10 protein-coding genes and 1 pseudogene are annotated in these 17,394 nt (G+C 60.1%); 6 read left to right on the top strand and 5 right to left on the bottom strand.

Annotated features, from left to right (window positions below):
- Positions 1 to 12 precede the first annotated feature (12 nt).
- The 3 genes and pseudogenes from ACSSVV_RS13855 to ACSSVV_RS13865 all read right to left on the bottom strand — a co-directional run bounded on the left by ACSSVV_RS13855 (position 13) and on the right by ACSSVV_RS13865 (position 6,528).
- Positions 13 to 3,242, bottom strand: a pseudogene (locus ACSSVV_RS13855) (efflux RND transporter permease subunit).
- The gene (locus ACSSVV_RS13860; RefSeq protein WP_023007778.1) at positions 3,239 to 4,294 is read right to left on the bottom strand and encodes an efflux RND transporter periplasmic adaptor subunit; all 1,056 of its coding nucleotides are present in this window, start codon (positions 4,292 to 4,294) and stop codon (positions 3,239 to 3,241) included. The pseudogene ACSSVV_RS13855 and the gene ACSSVV_RS13860 overlap by 4 nt, the downstream one beginning before the upstream one ends.
- 188 nt (positions 4,295 to 4,482) lie before the next feature.
- On the bottom strand, positions 4,483 to 6,528 hold the full coding sequence (locus ACSSVV_RS13865) for a TonB-dependent receptor domain-containing protein (RefSeq protein WP_023007779.1): 2,046 nt from the start codon (positions 6,526 to 6,528) through the stop codon (positions 4,483 to 4,485).
- 251 nt (positions 6,529 to 6,779) lie between these two features.
- On the opposite strand from ACSSVV_RS13865, the gene gdhA reads away from it, so the two are divergent.
- The 6 genes from gdhA (at position 6,780) to ACSSVV_RS13895 (ending at position 14,909) form a co-directional block, all read left to right on the top strand.
- Complete coding sequence (gene gdhA, locus ACSSVV_RS13870; RefSeq protein ID WP_011783856.1) at positions 6,780 to 8,129, top strand: NADP-specific glutamate dehydrogenase; 1,350 nt, start codon at positions 6,780 to 6,782, stop codon at positions 8,127 to 8,129.
- Between the two features lie 7 nt (positions 8,130 to 8,136).
- Positions 8,137 to 10,725, top strand: coding sequence for a PEP/pyruvate-binding domain-containing protein (locus ACSSVV_RS13875; protein WP_454106416.1), 2,589 nt, complete (start codon positions 8,137 to 8,139; stop codon positions 10,723 to 10,725).
- A gap of 49 nt (positions 10,726 to 10,774) precedes the next feature.
- Entirely contained in the window at positions 10,775 to 12,046 is a 1,272-nt protein-coding gene (locus tag ACSSVV_RS13880; RefSeq protein ID WP_228224413.1) for a sensor histidine kinase, read from the top strand.
- A gap of 2 nt (positions 12,047 to 12,048) precedes the next feature.
- Positions 12,049 to 12,582, top strand: a complete 534-nt coding sequence (locus ACSSVV_RS13885) for a response regulator transcription factor (RefSeq protein WP_228224414.1) — start codon at positions 12,049 to 12,051, stop codon at positions 12,580 to 12,582.
- A 247-nt stretch (positions 12,583 to 12,829) separates the two neighbouring features.
- On the top strand, positions 12,830 to 13,135 hold the full coding sequence (locus ACSSVV_RS13890; protein ID WP_454106417.1) for a PAS domain-containing protein: 306 nt from the start codon (positions 12,830 to 12,832) through the stop codon (positions 13,133 to 13,135).
- Positions 13,113 to 14,909, top strand: coding sequence for a putative bifunctional diguanylate cyclase/phosphodiesterase (locus ACSSVV_RS13895; RefSeq protein WP_454106418.1), 1,797 nt, complete (start codon positions 13,113 to 13,115; stop codon positions 14,907 to 14,909). The genes ACSSVV_RS13890 and ACSSVV_RS13895 overlap by 23 nt, the downstream gene beginning before the upstream one ends.
- 8 nt (positions 14,910 to 14,917) lie before the next feature.
- On the opposite strand, the gene ACSSVV_RS13900 is transcribed toward ACSSVV_RS13895, so the two are convergent.
- Both ACSSVV_RS13900 and ACSSVV_RS13905 read right to left on the bottom strand, forming a co-directional pair.
- Positions 14,918 to 15,577: an energy-coupling factor ABC transporter permease gene (locus ACSSVV_RS13900; protein WP_454106419.1), complete on the bottom strand. Its 660-nt coding sequence runs from the start codon at positions 15,575 to 15,577 to the stop codon at positions 14,918 to 14,920.
- A gap of 88 nt (positions 15,578 to 15,665) precedes the next feature.
- Positions 15,666 to 17,390, bottom strand: coding sequence for a SulP family inorganic anion transporter (locus ACSSVV_RS13905; protein WP_454106420.1), 1,725 nt, complete (start codon positions 17,388 to 17,390; stop codon positions 15,666 to 15,668).
- Positions 17,391 to 17,394: the final 4 nt, after the last annotated feature.

Consider the following 17,394-nt stretch of genomic DNA (forward strand, 5'->3'; position numbering starts at 1 on the left):
AATGACCTGGCGTCAAATCCACCGGCAACGCGCAAGTGTGTAGTACAGAAGCGGAACCACCAGAACGGTCAGCAAAGTGGACATGGCGAGGCCAAAGACCAACGATATCGCCAGGCCATTAAAAATCGGATCGTTCAGGATAAAGTAAGCACCCACCATCGCTGAAATGGCCGTCAGAGCAATCGGTTTGATGCGGACTGCACCTGCCAGTACCACCGCTTCGTCCAGTTCTACGCCCTCCTCGATTAACTGCCGGATAAATACCACCAGCAGAATGGAATTGCGCACAATGATGCCGGCCAGGGCAATCATGCCGATCATGCTGGTGGCGGTGAATTCCCGCCCCAACAGGGCATGGCCGGGCATGATACCGATCATCGTCAGGGGAATGGGCGCCATGATCACCAACGGCAAAATATAGGAGCGGAACTGGGCCACCAGCAACACGAAGATCATGAAAACCCCCACGCTGTAGGCGGCCCCCATATCCCGAAACGTTTCGTAGGTGATCTGCCATTCGCCGTCCCATTTCAGGGTGCCTTTTCCGGCAATGGGGGCTGATCAATGAAATACTGCTCCGGCGCCCACTCCTGTTGGTCCAGACGTTCAACCATCGCAAACATGCCATACAACGGTGAATCGATCTCGCCCGCCATATCCGCCGTCACGTAGGTCACCGGCAGCAAATCCTTGTGGTAGATCGCGCCCATCCAGTCGGCCTCGCGAACATCGGCAATACTCGCCAAAGGAACCAGGTTGCCATCACGACTGCGCACGTTCAGGGATAACAATGCCGCGGGCTGGGCCTTGTCGCCTTCGCTCAGAATCACACGAATCGGAACCGGGTACTTGGCGTGGTCATCGTGCAGGAAACTGACACTGGTGCCGCCCAGGGCCGTCTGGAGGGCACCGACCACCTGGGCCTGGGACACGCCAAGCCGTGCCGCGCGGTCCCGATCCACAACCACTTCCCACTGTCGAGTAGGCGCCTCAAGCGTGGTATCGATATCCACCAGACCATCCACCCGGGTCATGCCCTCGGCCACTTGCCGGGCCAGTTCCGCCCGACGGTTTTCATCCACCGCGTAGATCTCCGCCACCACCGGTGACAATACCGGCGGACCGGGCGGCACCTCGACAATCTTGACGCTGGCGCCGTGCTGCTTACCGATCTCGGTCAACGGACCCCGGAGCGACTGGGCAATGGCATGAGACTGCCGTTCCCGGCGCTCCTCATGAATAAGATTGACCTGGATATCGCCGTGGTAAGGGTCGCCACGCAGGTAGTATTGCCTGACCAGACCGTTGAAATTGATCGGCGACGCGGTACCGGCGTAGGTCTGCCAGTTGGCCACTTCATCCACCGTTTCCAGGTAGCGGCCCATTTCCATCAACACCCGCTGGGTCTGCTCCATGGGTGTGCGCTCCGGCATATCCACCACCACTTGCAGCTCGGACTTGTTGTCGAACGGCAGCATCTTCAGGATCACCGCCTGAAACACCGGTAGCGAGGTGGCGGCCAGGGTCAGGCCCACCACGCCCAGTGCCAGCACACGGCGCCGCCAGGGATGATCGCCCAGGAAGGGACCGAGCACCGTCCGGAAAATTCGCAGGGACACTGGACTGACGCCATCCGCCGAGCTGGAAGCCTCCTCGGCTTCGGCGGCCTGCTCGCCCTTCTTGTGTTTTAGAAGCCTGAAAGCCAGCCAGGGCGCCACCACAAAGGCAACAATCTGGGACAGTACCATACCGGCCGAGGCGTTGATCGGAATCGGGCTCATGTAGGGCCCCATCAGGCCACTGACAAACGCCATTGGAATCAGCGCAGCCATGATGGTGAGGCTGGCCATAATGGTGGGGGTGCCCACCTCGTCTACCGCAACGGGAATAATGTCTTTCACCGCCCGCCGGGAGTTCTGGATGCGTCGGTTGATGTTCTCGGTGATCACGATGCCATCGTCCACCAGGATGCCGATGGAGAAGATCAGCGCAAACAGGGAGACGCGGTTGAGGGTGAAGCCCCAGGCCCAGGAGAACACCAGGGTCAGCAGCAGGGTAATCAGCACCGCAATGCCGACAATCAGCGCCTGGCGCCAGCCCATGGCCGCCAGCACCAGCAACACAACGCAGAGGGTGGCGGAGATCAAATCGGTTATCAGTTTGCGGGCTTTCTGGGAGGCAGTCACACCATAGTCCCGGGTCACCAGAACCTCCACGGATTGCGGCAGGGCCCGGTTGCGCAGCTGCGCCAGACGCTCTTCAATGGCCGTGGTGATGTTGATGGCGTTCTCGCCCGGCTTCTTGGCGATGGCCAGGGTGACCGCCGGGTAAACCTGACCGGGTCGGCCAGCCATGCCGTCCTCATGGGCCGGCCCGAATCCGGTCATCACACTCTGGTCAGCCACAGTGCCTCCGCGGCTAACCTCGGCCACATCTTCCAGGTACACCGCAGCGCCGTTTTGCATACCGACCACCAGGCGCCGGACATCCTCCACCGTTTCCAGCAGCGTGCCGGCCTGGACCGGTATCGACAGGTTGTCCCGGGTAATCCGGGCTTCCTGGCTGCTGGTGTTGGCCGCCGCCAGGGCGTTACGGATATCGTCGATGGTGAGGTTGAAGCCCGCCAGCAACGCCGGATCGAACCGGATATCCACCCGATCCGGAGTGCCGCCGGTGGTGTAGACATCCCGGGTACCCGGAACCCTTTTCAGGGCGACTTCCAGCATATGTGCCAGGCGGGTCAGTTCCTCACCGGTATGTCCGTTGGCCGGGTCGTAGAGGGTAAGCGTCATCACCGGCACATCATCAATGCCCTTGGGTTTGATCACCGGCTGGGTCGCACCCAGGTTGGCCGGCAGCCAGTCCTGATTGGAGTACACCTGGTTGTAAAGCCGCACCAGGGCTTCCTGCCGTGAGATGCCCACCTCAAACTGCACCGTGATCACGGCCTGGCCCTGCCGCGATACCGAATAGACGTGTTCGACGCCCTGGATCTCACTCATCACCTGTTCGGCGGGCGTGGCAATCGCGCTTTCCACCTCCCGGGTACTGGCGCCGGGAAAGGCCACCATGATATCGGCCATGGTGACGTCAATCTGGGGCTCTTCCTCCTTGGGCGTGACCACCACGGCCAGGATGCCCAGAATGATTGCCAGGATAGCCAGCAGTGGTGTCAGGTGGTTATTCTGAAAAACCCGGGCAATGGCACCGGATGGACCAACGGGCGGCAGATCACTGCTCACGGATTCGACTCCTCGCCCGAGTCTTCAACCGGATTCAGACGATCGCTGCCCACCAGTTCGGCAGGGTTCGACACCACACGCTCGCCTTCGCTGAGGCCGGCCAGGATCTCGAGCCTGCCGTTATCCCGCATCCCCGTGCGTACCTGGCGCAGGCGGGGCTGATCCTGATTGTCCAGTACAAAGACGGCCCTGAGTTCGCTGCGCTGAATCAGGCTGCTGGCCGGCACCCACAGTGCCTTCCGGCTGGCAACCGGCACACTGACTTTCACCAGCATGCCCGGAAACAGGGAACCATTGGGCTCACTCAGGCGCATCCGCAGGCGGAAGGTGTGGGTTTGCGGATTGGCATAGGGGTAGAAAGTCATCTCTCCGGTTTCCAGCACCCGGCCATCGGGCAGGGTCACGGTGGCCTGGCGCTGACTGCGTGCAACATCGGCGTATTTCTGGGGAAGGTCCACCACCACCCGCAGCTGTTCAAGGGACAGACCGCTGAGCAAAGGCTGGCCGGGGCTCACAGACTCACCAAGCTCGACATGCCGTTCGGTGAGAATGCCGCCATAGGGGGCGATAATACGAGTGTAGTCCAGCTGCTTGCGTGCTTCGGCCACGGTCGCTTCCGCCCTTTCCACCCTGGCCTGGGCAGCGCTCAGATTATTGCGAGCCTGGTCGAATTCCTGCCGCGACACCAGGCCCCGTTCATGAATGGCTTCGATTCTTTGATACTGCTGACGGGCATCCTCCAATCCGGAACGGGCTTCCTGCAGTCCGGCTTCGGCCTGGTTGAGCCGGGCCTGCTGTTCGCTGTCTTCCAGGCGCACGATCAGATCACCGGCGGCAACGGAATCATCCACATCAAAGGGCAGCTCCACCACCGTACCGCTGGTCTGGGCGGATACGGTACTCTGCTGAACCGCTTCAATAACACCATCAAGAAGGGCGGTTTCCTGCAGGGTGGCCCGCGTTACCGCCTGCGTTTCCACGGTCTCAGCCGATAAAGCGGAACTGATCAGTATCAGAAGCAGCCCCCGGATCGCCTGAACACACTTACCCATCTTCATTATTCCTTTAAAGAATTACTTGATAACCAAGTGTAGCATTACCCCTGACACCCTTCAGTCTAGTTGCTGTCCTTGCGAACCGGGTTTGATCAACGACAAAAAAACCCCGGATGGAGTGACCTCCACCCGGGGTATAAATGTCACCCGCCGGCTATGAGAAGCGGGCAACCGCCATAATCGTTTTACCACCGGGCCGTAAGCGCTGCGCGCAAGGTGCGCCCCGGCTCATTGACCCGGAACACCCCGCTGTCGGCCAGGTTGTCCTTACTGACATGGTTCGCCCAGGTATTGTCGAACAGGTTATCCACTGCCCAGGTCAGGCTCAGATTGGCCATGAGCGGATGGGTTCCGGACAGGTTGAATACGCCGTATCCCGGTGAAGTGCTGGGGTCCAGTCCGGATTCCAGGTCTACCCGATCCTGGCGACGGGCCAGTTGCCATTCGGCTTCCAGGGTGTGGCCCTGGTAGTGCCAGCCCAGCGTCTGGATAAACTGGATGGGCGGAATCCGCGGCAGCGCCTTGTCGGCATCGCGGTTTTCGCCGCGCACCGAGGCCAGCTTGCTGGTGCTGCTCCAGGTACCGTTGGTCCATCCCAGCATGCCCTCTACGCCGAGCAGGCGGGCGCTGATATTTTCGTAGCGGGTATCCGTGGTGTTGTTGGGATTGCGGATGTCAAAGCGGTAAACATAGTCATCCACCTGGTCCACCCAGATAGCCGGGCGCCAGCTCCACTCTCCCTGGTTGCCGGGCAGGCTGACTTCCAGCTTGTGGTGTTTTTCGGTATCCAGACCCGGATTCCCGATCCAACTGCTTTTCATGGTCTTTCGAGCAACATAGCGCTCATTCACGCTGGGGGAGCGCACGCTGTGGCTGGCCGTAACCTCAAGGGCCTGGACCGGAGAAACACGCCATTCTCCGGTCAGGAAACCGCTTACGTTGTCATCGTTGGCTTCGGTATCGCTTGCACCATAGGCCGAGGCGTAAAGCCCGGAAGGGGAGAACGTCATCATACCGCCGGCCATCGGAGTAAACGTCTGATCGGCGCGGGTGGCATCCATTTCCACACGGTCATAACGGATGCCGGCACCGAGGCGGGCGTTGGCGCGGATCTGGTGGAAGGCTTCCACAAACACACCTACCCGGTCTCGCTCAACGCCCGGCCACATCAAAGAGGCCTCGTGGTCGAGATTCATGCCGTTGTACATGGTGGCGTCCCACTCATTGCTTTCCACATCCACACCAAAGGCAATATCTTTGGTGTAGTTGATGGTCTGATCCAGCACCAGTCGGGCGCCCCGGGTACGGGTTTCCGAGTTGGTCTGCATTTTCATGGGCATACCCATATTTACCGGCGGCTCACGCAGGCTGAAATTATCCATCACGTGATCCACATCTGCCTGCCAGGCCATCAGGTTCCAGCCGCCGCTGGCGACCGGCGCTCCCAGCTCCAGCCGGTACAGGTCGGTATCCGTTTTCGGTGCATCCATACCCCGGCCGGGAAACTTTACATCCCGCTCTTCCTGGCGGCTGACCAGGCCCTTGATGTAGAAGCCATTATCAGCGGTCCAGGCAGCATCCACCCGGCCTTCAGAGTTTTTGTAGGCGCTACGGACTTCGTTACCGTCGCCGTCTTCATAGTCGTCGGCTTCGTCGTAGCCGCCAGCGAGGCGGATAAACGTTTCCTTGTCACCGACCGCCACGCTGCCATTCACCAGCTTGCCTTCGCCATTGTCGGCACCGCCGACGGTCAGGTGGCCGGTTGTGCGGTTGTCATCAGCAAATTCCGGGGCGGCGGTGGTGGCGACCACCTGGCCGCCGGCAATCGGGCCCCAGCGCAGGGTGCGGTTGCTGGTGCGCACTTCCAGCACCGGCGCCAGCGCTGTGCTCAAACGGCTGGTGGGCGGATCCATCCGGCTCGGGCACGCTCCCTCCACCCGCATGCCGTCAAGCAGCACCTCAACCCGTTCTTCGTTCTGGCCACGGATCACCGGGTCCAGACCACGGCCACCCATGCGCGACAGCGAAACCCCGGCATCCGAGGACAACCGCTGTACTGGCTCGGTCTGAACGGCCGCCGCCGACAGTCGGGCGGCTTCGGCCGACTGACCTTCGGTCACCCGGATCAACATCAGGGCATCGGTTTCAGACTGGGCATGGGCAAGAGGGGCGACAGCACAGCCGGCCATCACAAGGCTGATACAGCGAGCCAGGTGGGTCTTTCTCATCATGGTGTGGCGGGTCCTTGGAGCGTTTGGATCAGGTGTTTCGTGAATTAGCCGGAATTGTATGCCGCTTCTTTTTCACTGGCTTGAGACACAATGTCGCACCCCCTTGGGGGTATCTCCGTCGGGCAGGCCGCCGGGCTTTGCAGCGGATTCACTTGCCAACTACCGCACCGCTGTGGTGCAATCACTGCCCTTTTTTTGGGCACCGCATTTCCCTGCGACCTTCAATACGCGTATTCCGAGGGCATGACACCATGACTGCAAAACTCGACGAAAAGCTGGAACCGATCTTTCGGGACGTACTTCATCGCAACCCGGGTGAGAAAGAATTCCACCAGGCGGTTCACGAAGTACTGGAAACCCTGGGGCCCGTGCTGGTGAAGTACCCGGAGTTCGCGGACAAGAAGATCATCCAGCGCATCTGCGAACCCGAGCGCCAGATCATCTTCCGTGTGCCCTGGCAGGACGACAGCGGTGAGATCCACATCAACCGAGCCTTCCGTGTCGAGTTCAACAGTGCTCTTGGCCCCTATAAAGGTGGCATGCGTTTCCACCCATCTGTTTACCTCGGCATCATCAAGTTTCTGGGCTTCGAACAGATCTTCAAGAATGCCCTGACCGGACTGCCCATCGGCGGTGGTAAAGGCGGCAGCGACTTCGACCCGAAAGGCAAGTCGGACGACGAAATCATGCGTTTCTGCCAGAGCCTGATGACCGAACTGTATCGCCATCTGGGCGAGTACACCGACGTTCCCGCCGGTGACATCGGCGTCGGTGGCCGCGAGATCGGCTACCTGTTCGGCCAATACAAGCGCATCACCAACCGCTACGAATCCGGCGTATTCACCGGCAAAGGCCTGGACTGGGGCGGCAGTCGCGCCCGTACCGAGGCCACCGGTTACGGCACCGTGTTCTTCACCCACGAAATGCTCAAGGCTCGTGGTGACTCCCTGGAAGGCAAGACCGTGGTGGTGTCAGGCTCCGGCAACGTAGCCATCTATGCCATCGAAAAATGCCACGAACTGGGCGCCAAGGTAATTGCCTGCTCCGACTCCCAGGGCATGATCGTGCATGAGAAGGGCATTGACCTGCAGACGGTCAAGCGCATCAAGGAAGTGGAGCGCCGCCGCATCAGCGCCTACACTGAATACCACAAAGACGCCAGGTACGTGGAAGACGGCAACATCTGGAGCGTTCCGTGTGATGTGGCCCTGCCTTGCGCCACCCAGAACGAACTCAACGGCAGCGATGCCAAGACCCTGGTGGAAAACGGCTGTATCGCAGTTGCCGAAGGCGCCAACATGCCGACCACGCCGGAAGGCATCATCATCTTCCAGGACGCCAAGATTGCTTACGGCCCGGGCAAGGCCGCTAACGCCGGTGGTGTTGCAACTTCCGCCCTGGAAATGCAGCAGAACGCCAGCCGCGATTCCTGGACTTTCGATTACACCCAGAAGCGCCTTGAGGAAATCATGATCGATATCCACAAGAACTGTTACGAGACCGCCGCAGAGTTTGGCGCTCAGGGTAACTATGTGCTGGGCGCGAACATCACCGGGTTCCTTCGCGTAGCCAAGGCTATGACCGCCATGGGCGTGATCTGATCACGCCATGACGCACCAGCAGCCTCAGCAGACCACAGGCCGGGTGTCCACCGGACTGCCCGGTCTGGATGAGGTGCTGGATGGCCTGCGAATCGGCGACAATGTTGTCTGGCGGGTCTCCGATCTGGACGATTACCGCCGATTCGTTATTCCCTTTCTGGATGCTGCCGCCAAAGCCGGCCGGCAGATCATCTATCTCCGCTTCGGCGAGCATCCGCCGATCATTGACCAGCACCCTGCGGTGCGCACCATCACTATTGATGCCCTCGGCGGTTTCGAGAGTTTTACCAGCCGGGTCTGGCACCTGATCGAACGGCATGGCCGCGGCGCCTTCTACGTTTGCGACAGCCTGAGTGAGCTACTCAACGCCTGGGCCACCGACGCCATGGTGGGCAACTTTTTCCGGGTCGTGTGTCCCTTCCTGTTCGAGCTGGATACCGTCGCCTGGTTCGCCCTGCACCCGGACCGACACTCCCGGATGACCCTGGACCGGATTCGCCAGACCACCCAGGTGATGATTGATGTACACCGCCACGGCGACGATGTGCAGATTCATCCCATCAAAGCCTGGCGCCGGCAGTCACCGACCATGTTCCTGCCCCATCGGGAACAGGCTGGCCAGTTCTGGCCGATTACCGACAGCAGCGATGCCACCCGCTTGCAGGCCTCGCTGGAATCCGGGCACCTGCATCGCCAGCCACTGCTGGATTACTGGGACAGACTGTTCCAGGAAGTCAGCCGGGCCGTTTTTGAGCAGGACCAGGCCTGCATGCCTGATCTGCAGGAGCAGGTTCTGCAGGTGATGATCAGCCGCGACCCCAAGATTCTGGAACTGGCCCGGCGCTACCTGACCCTGGAAGATCTGCTCACCATCCGCAGCCGTCTGGTTGGCAGCGGTTACATTGGCGGCAAGGCCACAGGCATGCTGATTGCCCGGAACATTCTGCTGAAAGATGACCCTGAACTCTGGCAGCCGAATCTGGAACCCCACGATTCCAGCTACCTGGGCACCGACGCCTACTACGCATTTCTGGTCCACAACGGCCTGTGGCCGGCAATCATGCGACAACGCTCACCAGAAGGTTATCTCAGTGAAGCACCCTCTCTTCGCAAGGCCATCCTGACCGGGCAATTCCCGGCGGAAGTCCGTTCGGAGCTGGAACGCCTGCTTGACCATTACGGCCAGTATCCCATCCTGGTGCGCTCATCCAGCCTGCAGGAGGATGGTTTCGGCAACGCCTTTGCCGGCAAATACGACAGTGTCTTCCTGATCAACCAGGGGGCACCGGAACAGCGACTGGCGGAACTGGAAGATGCCATCCGCCAGGTCTACGCCTCGTCCATGAGTGACGACGCTCTGGTGTACCGTAAACAAAGAGGCCTGGATCAGCGCGAGGAACCCATGGCCCTGCTGATCCAGCGGGTAAATGGCCGTTTCCATGGCCGCTATTACCTGCCCGATGCCGCGGGCGTTGGCGTGTCCAGAAACACCTTTGCCTGGGACAGCGCCATGAACCCGAAAGTGGGCATGGTCCGCCTGGTTATGGGGCTGGGCACCCGGGCCGTAGACCGGATTGAAGGCGACCACGCCTGCGTGATGGCGCTGGATCATCCCGGCCGGCAACCTTTCCGCAACCCGGACGAACACTATCGATTCTCCCAACATCTGGTGGACCTGCTCGACCTGCAGGAGGGCCATCTGGAAACCCGACCCCTGAGCCAGTTACTGGACACCGTTCAAGATCTGCCCATGGCCCAGATCGGCGAAATCGACCGGGCCGCCAGTACCCGGGCGGAACAGATTGGGCTGCCAGGGCCGGTCTGGCGACTGACCTTCCGGCCGCTGGTTCAGTTCAGCTCATTCATTCAGCGGCTGTCATCTCTGTTATCTACCCTGGAGGCCGGCTATCAGCATCCCGTGGATGTCGAGTTCACCCTGCATATTGATGAACAGGGCGAACCCTCCTTCAATCTGGTTCAGTGCCGGCCACTGGCCACGATTGGTGAAACCGGTCCGGTCACACTGCCGGAACATCTGCCCGCGGAGCGAGAGATTTTCCGCACCCAGGGCCACTTCATGGGCGGCAACATCAATCTGGCGATTACGCGGATTATCCGTATAGATGCGGCGATCTACGCCAACCTGAATATCAATCAGCGTTACGATGTGGCCCGACGTGTCGGCGAGGTGGTTCGGGAATCCAGCGCCAGCACCCTGCTGATCGGTCCCGGACGTTGGGGCACCAGCAGCCCGGAGCTGGGCGTTCCGGTCAGGTTTGCCGATATTGCCGGCGTCAGTGCCTTGGTGGAGGTATCGGAGAATGCCGGCGACATGGTGCCGGATCTGTCCTACGGTTCCCATTTCTTCCAGGATCTGGTGGAAACCGGTATTGCCTATGTGGCGCTGTTTCCTGAATCAGACCAGTGCCGCTACCGACCTGACCTTCTGCCCGGCGAAATCTCCCAGCCTGACAACGCCAGTGACATTGAGCGCGCCGTCCGGGTATATGTCACCGACCAGACACCCCTGCAACTGACCGGTGATGTGGTTCGGCAGGAACTGGTGTGCTACCGGCCGGTTGACCCGAAGCAATAGCCAGAGGTTTTTCGCCCCGGCACCGACAACACGCTGCTAGAATGCCCTCATGGAATGGCTGACACACTCACAGACCGGTTTTCGGCAGGCCGCCCGCTACCTTCTGGGCATGCGCCTGGCCATTATTGTCACCTTGCTGGTGGCGGTCGCGGTTGCCGAAACCACCATCACCCTTGCTCATCGGGCCGAGGCGCTGCTGCTGTGCCTGCTATACGGTGTACTGGCCACGCTCGGATGGTTATGGTTCAGCCGACGCCCGCCCGCCTCGGCGGTTTTTGTCAGCCTTACCCTGGCAGCCGATCTGGTACTGATCGGGTTCTGGCTTTACCTTACCGGAGGCTACACCAACCCTCTGGTCTCGCTCCTGCTGCTGCCGATTGCGGTCGCCATTATCCTAGTGCCTGGGCGCCACAGTATCGTCCTGACAGTATCCGGTGTTCTGGTGTATACCGCCCTGGTGCTCTGGCATACGCCCGCCATTGAACATCAGCATCACGGCGGCGACCTGGCCCAGCTACATCTGGTGGGTATGTGGGTGACCTTTGCCCTGACTGCCACCATCCTGCTCCTGGTAGTGGGCACTCTGGCCCGCCAGCTCAGAGCACAGCAATCCCAGCTTGGACAGTTCCGGGAAAACCGGCTTCGCGACGAACAGATTATTTCTCTGGGGCTGTCCGCCGCGGCCGTCGCCCATCGTCTCGGAACGCCCCTGAACACCATGACGTTACTGCTGGATGAAATTCGCTCTGCCACCTCTGATCAGGACGATAAGCATCTGGAGGATGATCTGAGCATGATGCAACAGCAGCTGGCACTGTGCAGTGGCCATCTCCAGCAGCTGACCCAGGCGGCCGTCGAAGCCCGCAACGCAAAACTGGAAAACCTGCCGGTGTCCGCCTGGCTCAAACGGCTTCGGGAGTCTGCAACCTTGCTCTGGCCCGCCGGGCCGATACGCTGGGCAGACGATTGTCCCGAGGCCATGGTTGCGGTAGATGCCACCCTCGATCAGGCGGTACTGAACCTGCTCGCCAACGCCCTGACCGCCAGCCCGCAATGGGTCGCCGTCAGTTGCCAGAGGGCCGACAATGCACGGGTCGAGATCATCGTCGAAGACCACGGCGATGGTCTGGAAAGTGCCTTTGCCGGTGCGCCGGGCGAAGACGTGGTGGATTCCCGCAACGGCCTGGGTGTGGGGCTGTTTCTGTCCAACGCCACCATACAGCGACTGGGCGGCCACCTTCGTGCCCGGGTGAGCGATCAGGGCACCACCATGGTGATCGACCTTCCGATGTCTGGCGCACCTTCTACGGGAGTTATCTGAACATGACAGACGGCGAATGCTGGTTGCTGATTGATGACGATGAGAGCTTTCTGCAGGTACTAAGCCGCTCTCTTGCACGACAGGGCGTGGAAAGCGCGACGGCCAGTAACCGGGCGGATGCGCTCCAGGCCCTTGGCGAGAAGCGCTTTAAACGCTGCGTGCTGGATCTGAATCTGGCGGGTGAGAGCGGCCTACAATTACTGCCAGAACTGCTGCAGGTTGATGACAATCTGGAGGTCCTGGTGTTGACCGGTTACGGCAGTATCGCCACGGCGGTTGAAGCTATGCGCCGTGGCGCCATGAACTACCTGTGCAAACCGGTCACCGTAAGCCAGCTGATTCACGGTTTTGAGCCCATTGAAGGCGCCCCTGAACTGCGCCAGGAACCGCCGTCGGTGGAGGAAATGGAGTGGGAGCATATCCAGCGGGTGTTAAATGAGCATGAAGGCAACATATCAGCAACCGCCCGGGCCCTGAACATGCACCGGCGTACACTCCAGCGCAAACTGCAGAAGCATTCCCGCTGGCGGCAATAGTGCCTCGATTGTCATCGAACCGTAAAAAGTTGTTACGAATTGACGATGATCAATTCTCTGAAACCAAGGTCGAATGCCTTCCAGCCCCGGATGAGGTAGCATCCCTCGCACCTCTCATTGCAATATACGGATAACAGGTACACGAAAAATGCGGAGGTTGCGGGTCGCCATCATTGCCATACCCGCGAACAGTTCTCACATGGAGAGGAGGAAGACGAAAGCCACCGTTAACCGGAACACCTGATCTATGCCCAACACCCCGGACACTCCCCAGCCTGCTTCGGATATCGATCCGAAACGACTGGCCCTGGTCGCCACCGCCAGCCGTAACATGGCACTGATACTGGATGCCGGCGGCTGCATCGAATGGGTCAACCAGGCGTTCGAGGAGCATACTGGCTACTCGCTGAGTGCAGTACGTGGAAAGCTTCCCAGCCAGGTTCTGGCCGGGCCGGACACGGATCCTGATACCGTCAGCCGGATATACCGCCAGCGGCGAACCCTACTGGGTACACACCTACTGCACACCGGTGGATGGCGAGGACGGCGTTGAACCCGGCTTCGTGGTGATCCAGACCAACATCTCTGACCGGAAGAACAGTGAACGAGGCCTCCGCATCGCTGCCAGCGTCTTTGATCGCAGCCACGAGGCGATTGTCATCACCGATCACCTCAACCACATTATCGATGTAAACCCTGCGTTTTCACGGATTACCGGCTACAGCCGTCAGGAAGTACTCGGCCTCAACCCTTCCATTCTGAGTTCTGGCCGCCACTCCCGGGAATACTACCGTTCCATGTGGCAGTCCATCGAAAAAACCGATCACTGGCGCGGAGAGGTGTGGAATCGCCGCAAAAACGGTGAGGAATATGTGGAACTGCTATCCATCAGCCGGGTGCACCTGGATGAACCCGGCAAACACTATTATGTGGCGGCGTTCTCCGATATCACTGCCCTGAAGAATCACGCCAAAGAGCTCGACCGGGCCGCGAATTACGACGACCTCACCGGCCTGCCCAACCGCCAGCTTCTGGAAGAGCGGTTGCGATCCGCCAGGGCGCACGTGGACCGGCAGAAACGCTCACTCGCCATCTGCTATCTTGACCTGGACGGATTCAAGGGCATCAACGATGAACTAGGCCACGATTTCGGCGACGAGGCCCTCCGAATGGTGGCGGAACGGCTCACCCGAAGTCTCCGCAGCGGAGATACCGTCGCCCGAATCGGCGGCGATGAATTTGTTCTGCTGATTCAGAGCGATCATTCAGAGCCGCTGTATCAGCGTATCCTGACCTCGGTCAGTGAGCCTTTCGACATGGCGGGTAAAGCGGTAAATCTGACCGCCAGCCTCGGCGTCACCCTGTACCCGGAGGATGATACCGACGCCGAAGGCCTGATCCGCCATGCCGACCAGGCCATGTATGCTGCCAAAGAGAAAGGCCGCAACCAGTTTCATATTTTCGATCCAGGCCAATATGCCTTCCGCAAGGAACGTCGGAACCTGCTGATGGAGATTTCCCGGGCCCTGGAGAACGAGGAATTCGAACTCTACTTCCAGCCACAACTGCGCATGGCCGACTGCCAGGTGATTGCCTTCGAGGCCCTGATTCGCTGGAACCACCCCGAAAAAGGACTGATTACCCCCGGTGCCTTTCTTCCGGCGGTGGCCAACAGTCACCTGGAGATCCCCCTGGGCCAATGGGTGCTGAAAGAGGCGATTCACCAGATGAACCGATGGCGGGAAGCCGGCGAAGCCCTGGCTGTCAGCATCAATATCAGCGCGCCCCACCTGATGGACCGGAAGTTTGCGGACTACCTGGAAGGCTATCTGCAAAGTCATCCGGAAGTGAGCCCCGGGCAAATCACCCTGGAAGTGCTGGAATCCACGGCGCTGGAAGACACCAAACGCGCCAGCAATGTGCTGGCGCGCTGCCAGTCTCTGGGGCTGCAGGTGGCGCTGGACGACTTTGGCACCGGATTTTCCTCGTTGACCTACCTGCGCACCCTGCCCGTGGATGTCATCAAGATTGACAAGAGTTTCGTCCGCAACATGCTTACCGACGCCAATGACCGTGCCATCGTCGAAAGCGTCATTTTCCTCGCACAGCGTTTTGACCACCCCGTACTGGCCGAAGGGGTGGAAACGCTGGAGCACGCCATCGCACTGCGGGACATGGGCTGCAACCTGGTTCAGGGCTATGGCATCGCCCGGCCCATGCCGTCAGCCGAAGTACTGGGCTGGCTGGACAACTGGCGTCGGAGAATCCACTCCAGCAGGGACATTCGTGAACTGCAGACCGTTTCCGAGCAGGGTGACGGTATCTGAAAAGGGCCTTAACGGTACCGGCTCTGGTCCAGCGTACTGAGCCGGTCCGGATGGAAAACCATCAGGCCAGTGACAAAGGTGCCGTTGATGAAGCCCTCCGGAATCATGAACAGCGGCAGATACCTCAGATACTCATGCACCAGTTCATCAAAACTGTAGGTACCGCTGCTCCACAGCATCAGGCACATCACCATACCGGCCGCGGCTACCGACAGACCGGCCCCGAAAAAACCACAGAAGAAGATATAAGCGAAGAAGTTACGGAAATTGCGCCGCCGTTCCCACAACATGATGCCATGGCTGACCAGTGCCGGGACCATCACCGTAATCAGACCGTTGGCGGCAAACATCAGTAACGGCTCTCGCCCGGTGATGACGGTGATCACCAGGGCAAGCAGGCCCGCCAGCACGGCCAGAGCCCAACCCAGCATCAGGGTAATCACCGTGATGCCAAAGATGTGAATCGCCAATCCTGGTGAGATACCTGCCCGCAACTGCCAGACAAAACCCAGCATCACCGCAGCGCCAAAAAACGAATGCTGCAGGGCGTTATCCTTGCGCAAGGCGGACCAGTCGACAGAACGCACCGCGTTCAACAGGATCACCGCAAACAGCACGGCGGTGATCAGCCATTGACTGGTGGAGAGCAGGTTGTCGGTCATTCCCATGGCGTTTTACCAGTGCGGGTGCGATTGGAAATACGGGGCAGTGTCTACACATACCCCATACACCGTCAATGGGATCACACCGTTCAGGTCAAGCCGCCAACGCCGCCCGGTCCGTGAGCGCCTGCCAGGCTTCATAAGTGCTCAGGAAGATGCGTCCGCCCAGGTGTTCCAGCAACTCCGTGCCTTTGAGCCGGTCCATGACCGGGCCCTTGATTTCCGAGAAATGCAGACGCACCCCGGCATCGCGCAGCCGTTCGTTAATCGCTTCCAGGCTTTCCAGGGCTGAGGCGTCAATCAGGTTCACCGCCGGACACACCAGCACCAGATCGGTCAGCTCAGGCTCCCGGGTAACCAGATCCATCACGGTTTCTTCAAGGAAACGGGCATTGGCGAAATACAGGCTTTCGTCCACCCGCAGGAAGGTAACTTTGGGACAGAGTTCCACCTCATGGCGCAGCACGTTGCGGAAATGCTCGGTGCCCGGCACACGGCCCACCACGGCGCTGTGGGGGCGACTGGTGCGGTACAGGAACAGGCCGATCGATAGCGCCACCCCGGCAATGATACCGGCTTCGACACTGTGACCGAGGGTAAGCAGGATGGTCGCCAGCATGGCCCCGAAATCTGTACGGGAATAACGGAAAGTGCGGCCTAGTGCCGGCAGATCAATCAGGGTGATCACCGCCACAATAATGGTCGCCGCCAGCGTCGCCTGGGGCAGCCAGGCTATGGCCGGAGTGAGGAACAGAGTGGCAAGGGCGATGCCCACCGCCGTGTAAGCGCCAGCCGCCGGTGTTTCTGCGCCGGCATCGAAGTTCACCACCGAACGGGAAAAGCCACCGGTAACCGGCATACCGCCCGACAGGCCGGACCCCAGGTTGGCGGTACCCAGACCAATCAGCTCCTGGTCCGGGTCAATGCGCTGGCGCCGTTTGGCCGCCAGGGTCTGACCCACGGAAACCGATTCCACGAAACCCACCACACTGATCAGCAAGGCGCTGACCGCCAGTTGGGACCACAGGCCAATATCCAGACTGGGCATGGTGAAGGCAGGCAATCCTGACGGTACCTCACCGACCAGTCGCACCCCCTGCTCATCAAGCCGCAATACCCAGGCAACCAGAGTCGTGATCAGCACCGCCAGAATGGGCGCGGTCTTGGTCAGGATGTCGGCCGCCCGGGGCGCCAGGCCAAATCGATGCAGTACCGGTTTAAGGTACCGGCGAGACCACAGCAGAAACAGCAGGGCACCGACCCCGATCAACAGCGTGGGTAAGTTGGTATTGCCCAGGGAAACCAGTAACGAATGACCAATCTCCAACAGGTTGTGGCCATTGGCCTGGATACCGAACAGGTGCTTGAGCTGGCTGGCGGCAATGACAATGCCCGAGGCGGTAATAAACCCGGATATCACCGGATGGCTCAGGAAATTGGCCAGGAATCCCAGCCGCAGCACCCCCATCAGTGTGAGCATCAGGCCAGACATCACCGCCAGCAAAATAGCTCCGGCCAGATACTCAGCAGTGCCCGCCTCGGCCAGTGGCGCCAGAGCAGCCGCCGTCATCAGTGAGGCCACCGCCACCGGGCCAACAGAGAGGGTGCGACTGGTTCCGAATACCGCATAGATCACCAGTGGCAGGATGCTGGCGTACAACCCGACCTGCGCCGGGAGGCCTGCCAGCAGAGCGTAGGCCAGGGACTGCGGAATGAGCATAACGGTGACAATAACCGCAGCCACCAGATCACTGGTGGCCTGGTCACGACCGTAGGATGGCGCCCATTGCAGAATGGGCAGATAGCGTTTCAGATTCATGCGC

Source organism: Marinobacter sp. MBR-105, assembly GCF_053628895.1.